This is a genomic window from Winogradskyella eximia (genome assembly GCF_003386165.1).
Lineage (GTDB): Bacteria > Bacteroidota > Bacteroidia > Flavobacteriales > Flavobacteriaceae > Winogradskyella > Winogradskyella eximia.
This window is the reverse complement of sequence record NZ_QRDV01000001.1, coordinates 328,808-346,192: the sequence shown is the minus strand read 5'-3', so window position 1 is coordinate 346,192 and position 17,385 is coordinate 328,808. Positions and strand designations below refer to the sequence as shown.

Genomic DNA, 17,385 nt, shown 5'->3' with positions numbered 1-17,385 from the left:
TTTATGATGATAACATATATAGTTAAACACACGCAATTAGCAGAAAAAAACATAAAGAGCACCATTCAGTTACTGAATGAAGATTGTACCATTCCTTTCATTTCGCGATACAGAAAAGAAGCTACAGGAAATTTAGACGAAGTACAAATTGGTGATATTGTCAAATACAAAGAGTTATTTGAAGCTTTAGAAAAACGAAAAATCGCCATTTTAAAAGCTTTAGAAGAACAAGACGTTTTAACGGAAGACTTAAAACAAAAGATTGAAAATACTCAAGACCTCACCACGCTTGAGGATCTGTATTTACCCTTCAAGAAAAAACGAAAAACCAAAGCCGAAACGGCTCGTAAAAATGGCTTAGAACCTTTGGCTAAAATCATCATGAGTCAAAAGGCAAATGACATCGAATCTATTGCATTTAAATATGTAAAAGGCGACCTTTCATCTGTTGATGAGGCTTTAGAAGGAGCCAGACATATTATTGCCGAATGGATTAATGAACGCACTGATATTAGGAATAGTTTACGGAACGAATTAGAACGACATGCTCAAATTACGACCAAAGTAATTAAGTCTAAATCTGCAGACGAAAAAGCGCAAAAATTCCGAGACTACTTTGATTGGTCTGAATCCCTATCACGAATTCCTTCACATAGATTATTAGCCATTTTAAGAGCAGAAAGCGAAGGTTTTATTCGTGTGAAGATTGAAATCGACGATGTGCGCGCCTTAGAGCATATTGACAATAGAATTATACGCAGCAAAAACGCCTGCGCAGACCAAATTGAACTCGCTATTTCAGATGCTTACAAGCGTTTATTATTTCCATCATTAAGCAATGAAGCCCTTCAAAAAGCAAAGGAAAAAGCCGATGAGTCTGCTATTACTGTTTTTGCCAAAAATTTAAAGCAACTCTTATTAGGCTCACCTATTGGCGAAAAACGGGTTTTAGCCATCGACCCTGGTTTTAGAAGTGGTTGTAAAGTCGTTTGTTTAGATGCACAAGGAGCTTTAAAACATAATGAAACGATTTATCCGCATGCTCCAAAAAACGATAGTATTGGTGCTATAAAAAAGATTTCCTCTTTAGCTGAAGCTTATAAAATTGAAGCCATTGCCATTGGAAACGGAACCGCATCACGCGAAACCGAAGCTTTAATTCGAAAAATTCAGTTTAAAAACGACATCCAGGTGTTTGTGGTTAGTGAAGCTGGGGCAAGTATTTATTCGGCATCAAAAATTGCTAGAGACGAATTTCCAAATTACGATGTTACCGTTCGTGGTTCAGTTTCCATTGGAAGACGTTTACAAGATCCCTTAGCCGAGTTGGTGAAAATTGACGCTAAATCTATTGGAGTTGGGCAATACCAGCACGATGTGGATCAAACAAAGCTTCAAAAACAACTCGATGTTGTGGTTGAAAATTGTGTGAATGCCGTTGGTGTTAACATTAACACCGCAAGCATACCACTACTAAGTTCGGTTTCTGGAATTGGACCAAAATTAGCAGAAAATATTTTTAATTACCGAAACGAAAACGGAGCCTTTACATCGAGAAACGCTATTAAAAAAGTGCCACGTTTAGGAGGAAAAGCATACGAACAAGCTGCTGGTTTCTTAAGGATTCGCGATGCCAAAAATCCATTAGATAATTCATCTGTGCATCCTGAAACTTATAAAATCGTTGAAAAAATGGCTAAAGACGAAGGGGTTTCGCTTCAAGACTTAATTGGAAACAAAACCATTCTTCAAAAAATAGACTTAAAAAAATATTATACAGAAACGGTTGGTTTGCCTACGCTTCAGGATATTATTAAAGAATTAGAAAAACCTGGATTAGATATTAGAGAAACAGCCAAAGTGTTTACATTCAACCAAAATATAAAAACCATCACCGATTTACACGAAGGGCAATTATTGCCTGGCATTGTTAATAATATCACCAATTTTGGTTGTTTTGTAGATGTTGGGATTAAAGAAAGTGGACTGATTCATGTGTCAAATTTATCGGATAGTTTTGTAAAGGACGTTAACGAACATGTGCATTTACATCAGCAAATTATTGTAAAAGTTTTAGAGGTAGATGTGGCTCGTAAACGGATTCAGTTAAAACTTATAAAATAATCTTATAAATAAATGATTACAAAAATAAAAAAGTATATTTCCACAAGTTTAACTATGTATCACTAAAATATTATGAATATACATATCCGTTCAACTCTAAGGTTTGATCTGTTTTTCCTTTTTTTAATTGCATTATCTACGGTCAGTCAGGCTCAAAACGACAGCTTATATTCAAAATTCAATACGTATTCAAAAGCACCAAGAGAATTAGCGTATGTTCATCTTAATAAAGCGGTTTATGTAAAAGGAGAAGTTATTGGATTTAATGCCTACATTTTAGATAAAAACAGTAAGCAACTTTCTTCATTAACTACAAACTTGTATTGCGAGATATCCGACGAAAACAATACAGTTTTAAAAAGTAAACTAATTAAAGTTGAAAATGGAGTTGCTGCAGGTCAATTTGACCTAGACAGCTTGTTTACTACTGGAAAATACATTTTTAAAGCCTACACTAATTGGATGCGTAATTTTGATGAACAAAACTATTATGCTCAGCAAATAAAAGTGATTGATCTAGACAAAGAAACTAAAATTAAAACAACTAGGATCACGAATGCCATCAATATTCAGCTCTTACCTGAAGGAGGACATCTTGTTTCAGAGATAGAAAACACCATTGGAATCGTAGCCAAGGACAGTTTAGGATTTGGAGTTGCCATTAAAGGACATATCTCTGATAGCGATAATAATACAATTACCACTTTTAAAACTAATGCACATGGAATTGGTAGATTTTTACTTACTCCACAAAAAAACTCAAGTTATTTAGCCCATACAATAGTCAACAACAATTCCCAAAAATTCCCTATTCCGCTCGTAGAACCTTCAGGTATTAATCTTTCATTGGCAGATCTTGGGTCTAAAGTAGCACTAACATTTAGAACTAATTCCGAAACGCATCTTAACATAAAAAACAACACCTATACCTTAAGTATTCATAACGGAAAAACCTTAAAGGCTATAGCTGTTTCCTTTGGTGAAAGTACCGAAATAACTAAATTAATTAAATATGATGATCTTTCTACAGGAATTAATGTATTTACACTTTTTGACGCCCAAAATAATCCTTTATTAGAACGTTTATTCTTTATGTATGATGGTTTAAATCTTGTGGAATCTGGGAGTGTTATTACTAAAAAAAGCAATGATTCTATATCCATTAAACTAGCTATAAAGGAAATTGATACCTCTAGAATTAATAAATTCAGTATTTCTGTGCTTCCTGCTGAAACTAAAGCCAACAAACAACATCACAATATTATATCATATACCTATTTACAACCTTATTTAAAAGGCAATATAGAAAATGCAGGATATTATTTCAGTGATATTGATAGAAAGAAAAAATATGAATTAGATAACTTGTTACTCACACAAGGCTGGAGCAGCTATAATTGGCATACTATTTTTAATTATCCTCCAAGAACAATTTATGATTTTGAAATAGGAATTCAAATTGATGCTAACGCTAACCGTAAGAAAACTGGTCAATATATAATATTCCCAACTAAACATAGTCCATCTGATTTAGTTGCACTAACAAAAGAGGAAACAAAATTTATACGTAGTGAGTTTTTCTTTTTTGATGAAGAAACCTTAAAAATTGGCGAACTTTCAAAAAAAGGAAAAGTAGAAACACCGAATCTATATGTGCAATTCACCCCTTCTTCTATTCCGAATTTAAAATTAAAACGCGATCTCTTAGGTTTAAAGAGTAGAACATATATGGATTATTCTAGTGATGCCATAAAACCTGCTCTTAACAAAGTAGAAGCCTTAGATGAAGTTTTAGTAAAGGCAAAAATGAAAGAAACAAAACTTGAAAAAATTAAGGGAAGTAGACCCGGATTTGTAACTGAGTTTGACGATAATAAAAGAAAACAATATGTTGATTTTGCAGCCTTTGTACAAGCTAATGGTTATATTGTAGTGCAATGGGAAGGGGAACTCAATATTTTCACTTATCGAAGCATAGATCTCAAGAAAACAAAACCTTCTCCTGTAATATATTTAGACGATATGGAAATTACAGATTTGAATTATTTTTATAATTACCGTTTAGATAATGTAGAATACGTATATATTGATAAAACAGGCTTCGGAATGGGAATCAAAGGAAGTGGAGGAGTTATTAAAATTTATACCGATCCACTAATAGGCACCTACAAAAAGTATGGAAAATCTTTTAAAACTTATAAAACACCTTTATCATTTACAACTAATAAAAAGTTTTATACTCCAGTATACAACGGCTACCATACAGATTTTTTTAAAGAATACGGAGTAATTGATTGGTTTCCAAATTTAACTACTGATGCCCATGGCTATTTAAATTTTAATATCTATAATACTAATGCAAAAACAGTTAAACTTTATATAGAGGGCATTGTAAATGACACACAGTTCATTTCTGAAGAAAAAGAAATAAGTATTAACTAAAAAAATCCAATAAGTCTTCAATCTCCAAGACACGTTAATAATACTATTCGTTAGACTCAAAAAAAATATCAACTACCAGATTCCTCTTTAAATTAAATAAAAGTCACACTAACTATTTATATTAATATATTTGATTATTTTCACTTTTAGGACACTAAAATTAAAATAGTCACACCTTTATAAAATAAAATTATCAGACTTAAAATTATTTAAAGTTTGTTATTTGTTTTTAAAGAAATGTATTGAAATGATAGCATCAGACCAATTAGTCACTTACATGTGGGTTTTATTAGCAGTTTATGCTGCTGTAATCTTATTTTTCGTCATTAGAGGCGCTCGAAAAAATACGAGTATTAAAGATTATGCCGTTGGTAATATTGGTTTTCCATCATGGGTTGTTGGATTGTCCTTAGCTGCTTCAATGACCAGTGCCGCAACTTTTATAATTAACCCAGGATTTATTGCGCTCTATGGCATATCTGGCGTTATTTCTTTCGCTATTGTACTACCAATTGCCGCATTTATTTCTCTAATTGTATTTACAAAAGGTTTTGTTAAACAAGGTAATGCCGTAAAAGCGACAACCATGGCACAATGGATTGGTAAACGCTATAATAGTAAAAATTACGCTTTTTTCTTTGGTATCATCGCACTCCTACTCATTACATTTATTGTACTTATTAATGTTGGTCTAACCCAAGTGATTTCTAAATCGCTTAATGCAGATCCATTTTATGTACTTATGGGAATTACAGCATTTGTGTTTGGCTATATGATGTTTGGAGGAGCAAATTCAATGGTTTACACTAATACTATCCAAGCCATCATTATGTGTATTGTGGCACTTATTTTGATTGGTTCTGGATCGGAATATTTCGCAGATGGTATTACCGGCTTTTTTGATAAGTTAAATGCTATTGATCCCAACTTAACAAAACCAACAAATCCAACAAGCTTCTTGTTTCGTGATTATTTTGAAATCATTATCGCACAAATTGTTATTGGAGTTGCTATTGTTTGCCAACCTCATATTATCACAAAATCACTCTTATTAAAAGATTCGAGCAAAATAAACACTTATCTTTTTAGTGGAATTGCCTTTATGATTATATTCTTTTTGGTGGTTATTGTTGGCTTATATGCACGTATCAGTTTTCCTGATTTTATGATCAATGGAGAAAAATTACGAATGGACGAAATTATTCCGACCTACGTAGTTACAAAATTTTCTGTAGGTGTCGGTTTAGTCATTGTTGTTGGTTTAATTTCAGCAGGCCTTTCTACTTTAGAAAGCCTAATTCAGTCCTTATCTATAACAATAACAACAGATATCATAAATCCATTATTTAAAGATAAGTTTACTGAAAAAACAGTGGGCATTAATAAAATAGTAATAGTTGCCTTAGGTGTTGTTAGCTTTTTATTGAGTTGGGAACAAATTAAAAACCCAGATGTAAGTGTAGCCATTTTTGCTCAAAATGGTGTTTATGCCTATTTTGCTGCTGCGTTTGTACCTGTTTTATTTGGCACTTTTTTAAATAATGTATCAACAAGGTCCGTTTTTATTGCAAGTATTACGGCTATTGTAGTTCATTTTGGCATTTACTATGGTAGACTTACACCTTATATGCAAGAACCTGTAAATAACCCAGGAGTTTCCGCTGCAATCGGCATAATAACATCACTGGTTATTGGTTATATAATTTATAAAATAGACGCTAAAAAAGTAAACCTTGGACAGACTAGATTGGACAGCTAAATGGGCAGACTACACGCCTGAAAAAATTGCTATTACATCCTATGATGCTAATATAAGTTACACCTACAGTGACTTACATGTCTATGCCAATCGGTTAATTCAAAAATTCACAGAACTTCACCTTGAAGAAGGGGACAGAATTGCCGTTTTAGCAGATCACGGCTTAGAATATATTGTTCTTTTTGTGGCCTGCCAACGCATGGGACTCGTTATTGTTCCTTTAAACTATCGTCAATCTGTAAACGAAATATCTAAACTTGTTATTGACTGCACACCTAGTTTATTCATTTATAATAATAACCACAAAGACAAAGCAGAACAATTACCAATTCAAGATTTAAAAGTTTCAACTTTTGAAACACTCGCAGTATATTATCAAACCTCTGAAAGTTTAGTAACAAAACCCTTTAAGATCAAGGAAGAAAATCCACTGTTTATTTTTTATACTTCTGGTACAACTGGTACTCCAAAAGGTGTTATTTACACTAATAAAATGCTGTTTTGGAACAGTCTCAATACCTCAATGCAATTAGGTATTACGTTTAGAGATTCTACAATAAACACACTACCTCCATATCATACATCTGGCTGGAATGTTTTTATTACTCCCTTATTGCACAAAGGCGCACATATAGGCATGTTAGAAAAATTTGATGCTGAAAAAATATTATGCTTATTAGAGCTGAACAAAACCACTTTATTCATGGCATTACCTACCATGTTGCTAATGATGCAAAAAACTCAGGTTTTTAAAGATGTTAGCTTAAAAAAGCTACGGTATATCATTTCTGGTGGTGAAAAAGTACCATCGGAGCTTGTGAGTTTCTGGAAAAACGAAAAAAACATCTTTATTAGACCAGGTTATGGACTAACTGAAGCAGGACCAAGTATTACATCTTTACATCATAAAATGGCAGAACTAAAACCTAACTCCATAGGAAAACCTAATTTTTATTTAGATATAAAAATTGTAAATAAAGATGGAGTAATCGTTAAACCAAATGAAGTTGGTGAACTTTGCATAAAAGGAGATATTGTTACACCTGGTTACTGGAACAACTCGGTTAAAACAAGTAATAAAATAAAAAAAGGTTGGTTATTTACAGGCGATTTCGCCTATAGTGATGATGAAGGTTTTTTATACATTAAGGGCCGTAAAAACGACATGTATATTTCAGGCGGAGAAAATATTTATCCCCAAGAAATCGAGGTTCATTTAGAACAATTAAAAGACATTAAAAAAGCTGTTGTTTTAAGCGTTAAGGACGAAAAATGGGGAGAATGTGGCATAGCATTTGTTACCTCAACAAACAAAGACCTTTCAATACCCAAAATCCGAGAAGAGTTAGCAACAAACTTGGTCGCCTTTAAACATCCTAAGTATATTTTTATTTTAGAAGAAATTCCATTAACCAGTTTAGGAAAAGTATCAAGAAAAAAACTGAATAAATATTTTAACGCTATAACATCCCAAGAATGAAACAATTTGGAATACTATTAATAATCACCCTTTTCAATACCACATTATTTTCTCAAAACACAAAAAAACCAATGAAAGCAATTCTTTCAGACTATAATTATAAAACGCACTCTACAACTTTAGATAGCTTGGAAATCAGCTACATTAAAGAAGGAAAAGGAGAAAAGACACTTTTGTTTGCACATGGATTGAGTAGTAATTCTGATGCGTGGTCTAAAAATATTGCTGTCTTAAAAAAAGATTATACCTGTATCGCATTAGACTTACCAGGTTATGGTAAATCATCAAAACCCGAAGCCGATTACACCCCTTCCTTTTTTGCTAAAACCCTACATCAATTTATAAAAAAATTAGACCTAAAAAATGTCATATTAATTGGTCATTCTATGGGTGGACAAGCAAGCATAAAATTTGCCGCAACTTACCCAAATACTATTGATAAATTAATATTAGTTGCACCAGCTGGTTTAGAACAGTTTTCTGAAGCCAATGGCACATTTATGAAAGCTTATTTTACACTAGAATCGGTTGCAAGCACTCCAGACGCGCAAATAGAAAAAAACTATGCACTCAATTTTTACGAGCAGCCAGAAGATGTTTCAAAAATGGTGAAAGACCGAAAATCTATAAAAGAAGCTTCAGATTTTGAAGCACATTGTAATGCTATTGTTAGCAGCATTTCTGGCATGTTAGATGAACCTGTTTTTAAAGATTTAGAAGTTGTTTCACTTCCTACTTTAGTTTTATTTGGAGACAAAGACGCTTTGATACCCAACCGCTATTTCAATCCAAAACTAACCATTGAAGATGTTGGTAAAATCGCCTCAGATCATATTAAATATGTAAAAGTTGAATATGTAAAAGATGCTGGTCATTTTGTACAATACGAAAAGCCAACAGAAGTTAATACGCTCATTCAGCAATTTGTAAATGAGAAATGAAAACAAAGCTTAAAAAATTCACAGCGTTTAGTAAAAGTATTCTTCCAAATGAAGCTAAATATCTTGAAGAACGCTACCAATTTACAGATTCAGAAAAGCGAAGTATAATTTCATTAGTTATTACCAATGCTTTGTCCCAAAACAAGCGCATAGATTTTAACGACAACATTGATAAGCGAAAATACTCCTATATAAAAGATTGGATTGAGAAAAAACTAGCAAGTATAGATGTTGATGCTACTATTGGTTGGATTATGTCTCTCAATAAAAAAATCCTTACCGATGCTATTGCATCAAACGAAGAAAAAGAATTTTTACATTACATTTCTACCTATAAAACTGTTGAATATAATTTTCAAAATCTATACGATCTCGCCAAAGAATATAAATCTTACCTCTTGGTAAGAATGCGATATAAAGATCATAATACAGTTGCTGATTTTTTGGAGACCTACAAAGCACATTATGACGAAGCCAAAATAATTAAGGAAAAATTATATATAGCTACCACAGAAATCACTAATCAATATACATTAAATAATAACGAAACAAAACACTTAGAAACTTGGCTACTAGAAGTATTTAACAATAAAAATATTGACGGCAAAAATAGATACCAAGCTTTTGTATTATTGGCATTTATGTACACCAATTACAGTGAAAACAACAAGTTAAAATTGCTTTTTGACCAAATCGATTATTACTTCAGTGAAGGTGAAATGTATTCTAGACGTATACTATCTAATTATTATGCTAGTAGAGTTTTACTGCACTCTAAACAAGATGAATTTGAGGAAGCCGAATTTTATGGCTATTTATCCATTAGACAAAATAATAATGATGCTTTGATGTATCTAAATAATTTGGTTGCTATTTTACTTAGAAATCATAAACCAAAAGAAGCTTTTTCGTTATTAGAAAAACACCAAGAATTATATAAGGAAACACATAATTATCATCAAAAAATAGGCTATTGTTCTTATCAAATCCGCGTGTTATCTGAACTAAAGAAAAGTAAACTTGCAGAATCTACAGCCAAGACGTTTCTAAAAAAGTATAAAAATGAAGTTCTAAATCATCGCTGGCATCACTTTTTTACGTCCTATATAAATGTGCTCATTGTTTTAGAGAAGTACGAGGATGTTTTAAAATTAGCTTCAAAATTTAATCTTATAGAAAAGGAAAGTGAACGACAGAAACAGAATAATTATGTCCCAAATATTTCATGGAGTATTTCTCTTTCAAGATATATGGAAGGTCATATAAATTCTAACCGCCTTTTAGATGAAATAAAAGCACCTCTTAAAACTATACAACCTACAAAAAACCAAAAACAATTGATGATAAAGGTTATTGATAGACTTTCAAATAACTTACCTGAAGCCTTTTTAGAGCTAAAGTCGCACATTTAATTTACACCAATAAAAACAAGGAAATTTAGAGATAAAATACCAAAAAAATCTTTTCAGTACTAAAAGTCACACATAAAAGCCTGCGCTTTTGGAAGCGTTTATTTTCAATTTCATAATAGATTGCCTTCAAACTAAATAAACTAATTTAATCAACAGTCTAACATTATGAAAAAACTATTTTTATTACTAACCCTCATTAGTACTTTTACTATGGCTGCTCAAAATAGTGGTAGTATAAAAGGAATGATTACGGAAGCAAGTGGCTCGCCTTTATCTGGCGCAACCGTATATATTAAATCTTTAGACAAAGGCACAGTAACCGATTACGACGGAAATTTTGTTTTAGACAATTTAGAAATAGGCACATACGATGTTACCATTTCTTATGTTGGTTTTGCCACTACTCACCAAAGTGTTTCGGTATTGGCTGGTAAGGTGACAACATTAAATACATCTCTTAAAGAATCTGATAGTATTTTAAATGAAGTTGTAATTACAGCTAACAAACAGCCCCAAAAAATCACAGATGTACCGGCTACAGTAAATGTAATTACATCTAAAGATATAGAAGAATTCCCGAGTTTTAATATTGGCGAATTAGCATCGAGACAAAAAGGGGTAGACTTTGTAAGAAGTGGTGTTTTAGGTACAGGTATTAACATTAGAGGTTTTAACTCGGCTTTTAATTCTAAGAACTTACAAGTCACTGATGATAGATTATCTACGTTAATTGCTACAGGTTTACCAATGGGTTCATTCTCTACAGTAACAAAAGATGATATCTCTCGTGTTGAAATATTACTAGGACCAAACGGAACGCTTTATGGACCTAATGCGCATAATGGTTTGGTAAGTACAATTACTAAAAACCCAAGACAATCTGAAGGTACTACTGTAGCTTTAGGTTTTGGTAACCAAAGTGTATTAACAACACGATTAAGACACGCTGAAGCAATAAACGATAAATTTGCGTATAAGTTTCATTTTGAACATTCTAAAGGAAAAGAATTCAATTATGTAGATAGCGTTTATGTAGGCACACAAGCATACAAAGAATTAGATTTAGATCGCGATTTCAAATCTCAAAAATATGGTGCATCTATATATTACAAGCCATCAAAAAATTCTGAAATTAATGGATACTATGGTCACAGTAACAATAGTAATATAGGTATAACTAGTGCTGGTCGTAACCAAATAAAAGATTGGAGTATTGATGTTGCACAATTAAAATATGTATCTAAACACTTTTTTGCAAACACGTACTACACTTGGAGTAAAACAGAAGACACTTATGCTATGAACCAAAGAACACAGAATTATGTGTCGTTTGTAGAAAATGGTTTTTCTGAAGAAGAAGCTCGTGAGCGTTCGTATATGGAACAATGGCTACAAACAGGACCAAATCAAGGTGATGGCTTTGCTTTGCAGCGTGGCGCACTATTTAAAGATGCTTCAGAACGTTTTAATGCAGAAGCTCAATACAACAACAATTGGAAAAAACTCTATGTTACTTTAGGCGCACAATACCAACTAGATATGGCTGATTCTAAAGGCACTTACCTTTTAGATGAAGACGGTATTGATTTAGACCAAACAGGAATCTACACGCAATTAGAGTATAAATTAGATGAATCTGGATGGGGATTTTTATTTGGAGGACGTGTTGATAATCACGAATTATACGGCTCAAACTTTATACCTAAAGTAGCAATTACTAAAAAGGTAAATAACGGAACATTTAGATTAACCTACGGAAAAGGAATTGCAGTACCCTCTATATTAAACCTTAAAGGAAACTTATTTGGTGGATTAGTATTAGGTAACGGTGAAGGGTTTACTTTAACTGATGGTACTAAAGTTGGAAAACTAGAAGTAGAAACCATTAATTCTTATGAAATAGGCTACAAAGGACAATTAACAGATAAATTATTTATAGATGTTAATGGTTATTACAACCAATCAGATAATTTCATTAGTCCATTAGTAAATGTTGCGGATGCTGCAAATGGCAATTTTGTAACACATATTGGAGACAAACCTATTGGAGAAGTTAGCGAAGGAAATACTGGAGCATTTATCTTAACGTACTTAAATTTTGGACATGTAGATACCTATGGATTTGATTTAGGTTTAAATTATTATTTCTCAGATAATTTTAGAACGTCAGTTAACTACTCTTATTTCGGTCGTGAATTAGATAAAAATGATTTAGATAACGATGGAAATTTAGATGGACAAGTGTTAGAAAGCGAATTACCAATTAACACACCAAACCACAAATTTAGTGTTGGACTACACTATAACAAAGGAAAGTTTTATGGTGCTGTTTATGGCAGATTTGTTGAAAAATATGACTTCTTCTCTGGCATAAATGTAGCAGCAGAAACACAAGATCAAGATGGAGATGGTGTTAATGAAATTGTTGAAAATGCAAGAGTAGGAAGAACTTGGAACTACGGCCAATTAGGTGGTTTTACAGTAGATGCAAATGCAGGTTATAATGTTACTGACCAGTTATCAATGGGACTTAGTATCACTAACTTATTTAATGCAAAAAACAGAGAATTTGTAGCCTCACCAATAATTGAAACTTTAGTTTCTTTTGAGTTAAAATATAAATTTAGTCTTAAACAAAAGACATCATCAAACGGTAACTAAGTTTCTAAAACATGTTAAAAACACAAGTTAACGATATAGACCTCGCTTATGAAGATCGTGGAAAAGGAGATGTCCTTGTTCTACTTCATGGCTTAGGATCCACTAAAAAAGATTGGGACGCACAAGTCCCTTTCTTTTCTAAAACACATCGTGTAATTACGGTAGATTTAAGAGGTCATGGAGAATCTTCAAAACCACAAGATGCCTATAGTGTTGAGTTAATGACCGAAGATATAAAGCAACTTCTAGATCAACTAAACATAAAAAAAGCAACAATTATTGGTTTTTCAATGGGAGGAGCTGTCGCATTTGAAATGGCTGCGCAACACCCAGAATACTTAGACAATTTAGTAATTGTAAACAGTGGTCCTGATTTTAATAACATGGGTGAAATTGGAGAGGATCTTTTAAAAAGCCGAACTACATTCTTAGAAAATAAAGGATTAGACGCCTTATCGAAAGAGATTTCATTTAATATGTTCCCAGAAGACCATCAAACTGAATTAAGAAATGAATTTGAAATTCGTTGTAAAAACAATGACTACAATGCGTATTACAAATCATTTGTCACTTTAATGGCTTGGGGTTTGGGTGATAGAATTAAGGAGATTACAACAAGAACCTTAGTGATTGCATCAGATATGGATTATACACCTGTAGCATTTAAAGAAGAGTATATCAATCGCATGCAAAACGCCACACTAGCTGTGATAAAAAACTCCAGACATGGAGTTGTTTTAGATCAACCAGATGCTTTTAATTTAGAACTTCAAAAATTTTTAAAAGCATGAAACATCCATAACTAGATTTTGACACCAAAAGGAAATCATTATATGGATGTACCATGTGACAATTAAAAAACAATAGATATAACACATGAATAAAACCGTTCTTATTACAGGAAGCACAAGCGGCATTGGTTTAGGCATCGCACATCAATTTGCTAAAGAAAGTTACAATATTATGTTTCATGGTTTAGAAGCCAATGGACAAGATATTGCTAATAATATAGCACAAGAGCATAACATAAAAGTCGGATTTTCTAATGCTAATTTATTACAATCTGAAGCCATAGAACATTTAATAAATGAGACTATAAATACTTTTGGAAGCTTACACGTTTTAGTCAACAATGCAGGTATTCAATTTGTTTCTCCTATTGAAGATTTTCCAAATAACAAATACGAAAATATCATAGCTATAAACATGAATGCCGTATTCTACGCCTCAAAAGCCGCATGGAAACAAATGAAAAAACAAAACTTTGGAAGAATCATTAATGTGTCTTCCGTGCATGGCTTAAGAGCATCAGAATTTAAATCGGCCTACGTTACTGCTAAACACGGTGTTATTGGTATGACGAAAGTCCTCGCTTTAGAAGGTGCACCTTTTAATATCACCTGTAATGCTATTTGTCCTGGTTATGTAAAAACACCTTTAGTAGAAGGCCAAATAAAAGACCAAGCCAAAGCACACCACATGACCGAAGACGACGTTGTAGAAAAAGTGATGTTGAAAAAACAAGCCGTAAAACAATTTGTCCCAGTCGAAACTATTGCTGATATGGCCATTTTATTAGCTAAAGACAGCTCAACTACCATCACAGGAACATCTTTTGCATTAGATGGAGGTTGGAGTGCACAATAATGTATAGTATAAATCCTATAAACTTCTGCTATTTATAGAACTGTACTTTTAATAAAAATAGGCATCAGAACCTTTAAGTGTTAGTCTAAACCTCTGGTGCCTTTTTTATGCTTTCATCTATAAAGCTTCATAAATAATTTTCATGTTTTGTAATTTTTTTGCTACTTATTAGACTTAGTAGCTATGACTCATACTTTTAAAGAATTTTCTACAAACGCTATTTTCAACATTGGAAATGAAACTGATTTGCTTTCCTTTAAAAAGGCGAAACAATGTGAGTTATACACTTTTATTTGGGCTAAATCTGAAGCTATTGATTTAACTATTGATAACGTTCCGTTTACCGTGCCACCTCATAGCATATTAGCATTAACTCCTATTCAATATCTTCAATATAATGGAGGTAAGGACGTCATCATTTATCAATTTAACAGTGAATTTTATTGTATTAAAGATCACGATCAAGAAGTAAGTTGTGTTGGCATTCTCTTTTTTGGCAATACTAATATTCCTGTTATTCATTTAGATCATACCGAGCAACAGAAGTATAATACGCTGCATGAAGTCTTTATTGACGAGTTAGAAACCGAAGACAACATACAAGCCGAAATGCTTAGAATGCTCATGGCTCGGTTTATTATAAAGAGCACGCGTTTATTAAAAGCCAAAGAAGGTATTACAGAATCCCCTAAAAGTTCTAAAGTAGATTTACTACGTGAGTTTAATTACTTGGTGGAACAACATTTTAAAACAGAACACAGTGTAGCATTCTATGCCGAAAAACTGTTTAGATCACCTAAAACATTATCTAATAATTTTGCGAAACTAAATAGAAGCCCATTACAAATTATACATAATCGTATTGTATTAGAAACACAACGCCAATTAGTCTACACCGATAAAACAGCAAAAGAAATAGCTTATGATATTGGTTTTGAAGACGCATCTCATTTAAGCCGTTTATTTAAAAAACATACAGCTTTGTCTCCTTCAGACTATAAAAAACGCTTAAATACCTCTAGTTAGGAAAAATTGACATGCCGTAGGGCAAATTCTTCATTTTAAAGTTCCCACTTCCCTCGCATCTTTGCATTGTAATATTAAAACAATAACAAGATGAAACTAAAAATCAAATCCATATTTAATCTCATAGAGATATTTACAAACAGTCCAAGAAAAATAGCGAGCACTATTAACACAGAAACTCATTGTGCTCAAAAACATATTCATGATTATTACTGTGATGCCGAAAAGCCATTTGTAAGCTAAATTAATCACAAGGGAAATAATGACATGCCAAAGGGAATAACAAGCATTCTTTAGCACTGTGATATATCTCAACTTTGTACCAACAAAAAAATCAAAACAATTACTAATAATTCTGTATTAAATCAGGATAAAAAAAATTAAAACATGAGCACATTTAATATTTTAAAAAGAGAAGACGTTAGCACTAATAACCAAGCCATATTCGATAACCTAAATAAGGCATTAGGTTTTGTACCTAATTTATATGCAACCTATGCAAATAGTGACACTGCTTTAGAAAACTACTTAACGTTTACCAATGCCAAAACCTCACTATCTGCTAAAGAAAAGGAAGTTGTAAATCTTGCTGTTAGTCAAGTAAACGATTGTATTTATTGTCTTTCCGCACATACTGCCATTGGAAAAATGAACGGCTTTACAGACGAACAAATCTTAGAATTAAGAGCTGGATTTTCTAGTGTAAACGAAAAATTTGATGCCTTAGCAAAACTAGCCAAAAACATCACAGAAAACAGAGGAAAAACAGACCAAGACATATTAGAGAACTACTTTAATGCTGGTTATACAAAAGGAAATTTAATAGACACTATTTCTTTAGTTGGTGACAAAACCATCTCTAATTATATACATAGTACCACACAAGTGCCTGTAGATTTCCCTGTAGCGCAACCTTTAGAATTAGAAACTATTTAATTAATAATCACAACTCATAAAATTTAAAAAGAATGAAAAAATTTATTGCAATAATCGTAATCGCATTAACCTTTACATTAACAGGAAATGCACAAGACAGCATGAAAACTAAAGCAACAACAGTTTCTTTAGAACAAACAAAAGGTGTATTTACTCAAACTGAATTAAGGTTAAAAGAAGGCGACTATATTTTTGAAATTGCCAATAATAATGTTGGTCAACAAGTAGGTTTTGTATTAGTCCAGAAAGGAAAAGATGCTTCTAAACCAGAAAACCATATTAAAACCGCTTATGTCACTAAAGCTGTAGAAAACAATACTAAAGAATCTAGTAATGTAACCACTTTAGCTAAGGGAGAATATGTATATTTCTGTCCTTTAAATCACACACCTCAGTATACACTAACAGTAGAATAAATCTAACTAAATAGATTTATTTATAAATAGAAAAAGAGCAACCTAATGGGTTGCTCTTTTTTATTTCATACAAATTACTGTGGTGTTATTTCCCTAACATTAAAAGCTCATTACAAACCACTTCTGTTATATAACGCTTCATGCCATCTTTATCCTCCCAAGAACGCGATGTTAACTTCCCTTCTATCGCTACTTCTTTTCCTTTGGTAATATATTTTTCTACTATCTGAGCCGTTTTTCCCCAGGCAACAACATTGTGCCATTGTGTGTCTGTAATTTTTTCGCCTTGTGCATTCTTATAACTATCGTTAGTTGCGATAGAGAATTTAGCTAAAATTTTGCCTGATTCAAAATTGGTGATTTCTGGGTCATTTCCTAAGTTACCAATCAACTGTACTTTGTTTTTAAGTGTGTTCATAATTTCTAAATTTAATGGTTAAACAGTTAATACTATCGAGTTCTGATGTTTCGACACTGCAAAGATGTGGAGGCTTGCAAATGATAATCGGTATTTACTTACTTACATTCGTTTGTAAACGTT

14 protein-coding genes are annotated in these 17,385 nt (G+C 32.4%); 13 read left to right on the top strand and 1 reads right to left on the bottom strand.

Annotated elements, in window-relative coordinates; all coding sequences use genetic code 11:
• The first annotated feature begins 6 nt into the window (after positions 1 to 6).
• From DFQ10_RS01500 to DFQ10_RS01445, 13 genes are all read left to right on the top strand, one after another.
• Complete coding sequence (locus DFQ10_RS01500) at positions 7 to 2,124, top strand: Tex family protein (RefSeq protein WP_115815662.1); 2,118 nt, start codon at positions 7 to 9, stop codon at positions 2,122 to 2,124.
• A gap of 72 nt (positions 2,125 to 2,196) precedes the next feature.
• Positions 2,197 to 4,566 (top strand): hypothetical protein, encoded by a 2,370-nt coding sequence (locus DFQ10_RS01495; protein WP_115815661.1) that lies wholly within the window; start codon positions 2,197 to 2,199, stop codon positions 4,564 to 4,566.
• A 247-nt stretch (positions 4,567 to 4,813) separates the two neighbouring features.
• Complete coding sequence (locus DFQ10_RS01490; protein ID WP_115815660.1) at positions 4,814 to 6,325, top strand: sodium/pantothenate symporter; 1,512 nt, start codon at positions 4,814 to 4,816, stop codon at positions 6,323 to 6,325.
• Positions 6,300 to 7,805 carry a class I adenylate-forming enzyme family protein gene (locus tag DFQ10_RS01485; protein ID WP_115815659.1) on the top strand — a complete coding sequence of 502 codons (1,506 nt, stop codon included), beginning with the start codon at positions 6,300 to 6,302 and terminating at the stop codon, positions 7,803 to 7,805. Before DFQ10_RS01490 ends, DFQ10_RS01485 begins: the two co-directional genes overlap by 26 nt.
• Complete coding sequence (locus tag DFQ10_RS01480) at positions 7,802 to 8,746, top strand: alpha/beta fold hydrolase (protein ID WP_115815658.1); 945 nt, start codon at positions 7,802 to 7,804, stop codon at positions 8,744 to 8,746. Before DFQ10_RS01485 ends, DFQ10_RS01480 begins: the two co-directional genes overlap by 4 nt.
• Positions 8,743 to 10,158, top strand: coding sequence for a hypothetical protein (locus DFQ10_RS01475; protein WP_115815657.1), 1,416 nt, complete (start codon positions 8,743 to 8,745; stop codon positions 10,156 to 10,158). Before DFQ10_RS01480 ends, DFQ10_RS01475 begins: the two co-directional genes overlap by 4 nt.
• A 165-nt stretch (positions 10,159 to 10,323) precedes the next feature.
• On the top strand, positions 10,324 to 12,819 hold the full coding sequence (locus DFQ10_RS01470) for a TonB-dependent receptor (RefSeq protein WP_115815656.1): 2,496 nt from the start codon (positions 10,324 to 10,326) through the stop codon (positions 12,817 to 12,819).
• Between the two features lie 11 nt (positions 12,820 to 12,830).
• Positions 12,831 to 13,610 carry an alpha/beta fold hydrolase gene (locus tag DFQ10_RS01465; protein ID WP_115815655.1) on the top strand — a complete coding sequence of 260 codons (780 nt, stop codon included), beginning with the start codon at positions 12,831 to 12,833 and terminating at the stop codon, positions 13,608 to 13,610.
• 85 nt (positions 13,611 to 13,695) lie between these two features.
• On the top strand, positions 13,696 to 14,466 hold the full coding sequence (locus DFQ10_RS01460) for a 3-hydroxybutyrate dehydrogenase (protein ID WP_115815654.1): 771 nt from the start codon (positions 13,696 to 13,698) through the stop codon (positions 14,464 to 14,466).
• Between the two features lie 183 nt (positions 14,467 to 14,649).
• Positions 14,650 to 15,492 carry an AraC family transcriptional regulator gene (locus DFQ10_RS01455; protein WP_115815653.1) on the top strand — a complete coding sequence of 281 codons (843 nt, stop codon included), beginning with the start codon at positions 14,650 to 14,652 and terminating at the stop codon, positions 15,490 to 15,492.
• Positions 15,493 to 15,582: 90 nt separating this feature from the next.
• Positions 15,583 to 15,735, top strand: a complete 153-nt coding sequence (locus tag DFQ10_RS18480; protein ID WP_181897552.1) for a hypothetical protein — start codon at positions 15,583 to 15,585, stop codon at positions 15,733 to 15,735.
• 144 nt (positions 15,736 to 15,879) lie between these two features.
• Complete coding sequence (locus tag DFQ10_RS01450) at positions 15,880 to 16,428, top strand: carboxymuconolactone decarboxylase family protein (protein WP_115815652.1); 549 nt, start codon at positions 15,880 to 15,882, stop codon at positions 16,426 to 16,428.
• 32 nt (positions 16,429 to 16,460) lie between these two features.
• Positions 16,461 to 16,844, top strand: a complete 384-nt coding sequence (locus DFQ10_RS01445) for a cupredoxin domain-containing protein (protein ID WP_115815651.1) — start codon at positions 16,461 to 16,463, stop codon at positions 16,842 to 16,844.
• Positions 16,845 to 16,929: 85 nt separating this feature from the next.
• Here the strand turns inward: DFQ10_RS01445 and DFQ10_RS01440 are convergent, their stop codons facing one another.
• The gene (locus DFQ10_RS01440; protein WP_115815650.1) at positions 16,930 to 17,262 is read right to left on the bottom strand and encodes a single-stranded DNA-binding protein; all 333 of its coding nucleotides are present in this window, start codon (positions 17,260 to 17,262) and stop codon (positions 16,930 to 16,932) included.
• Positions 17,263 to 17,385: the final 123 nt, after the last annotated feature.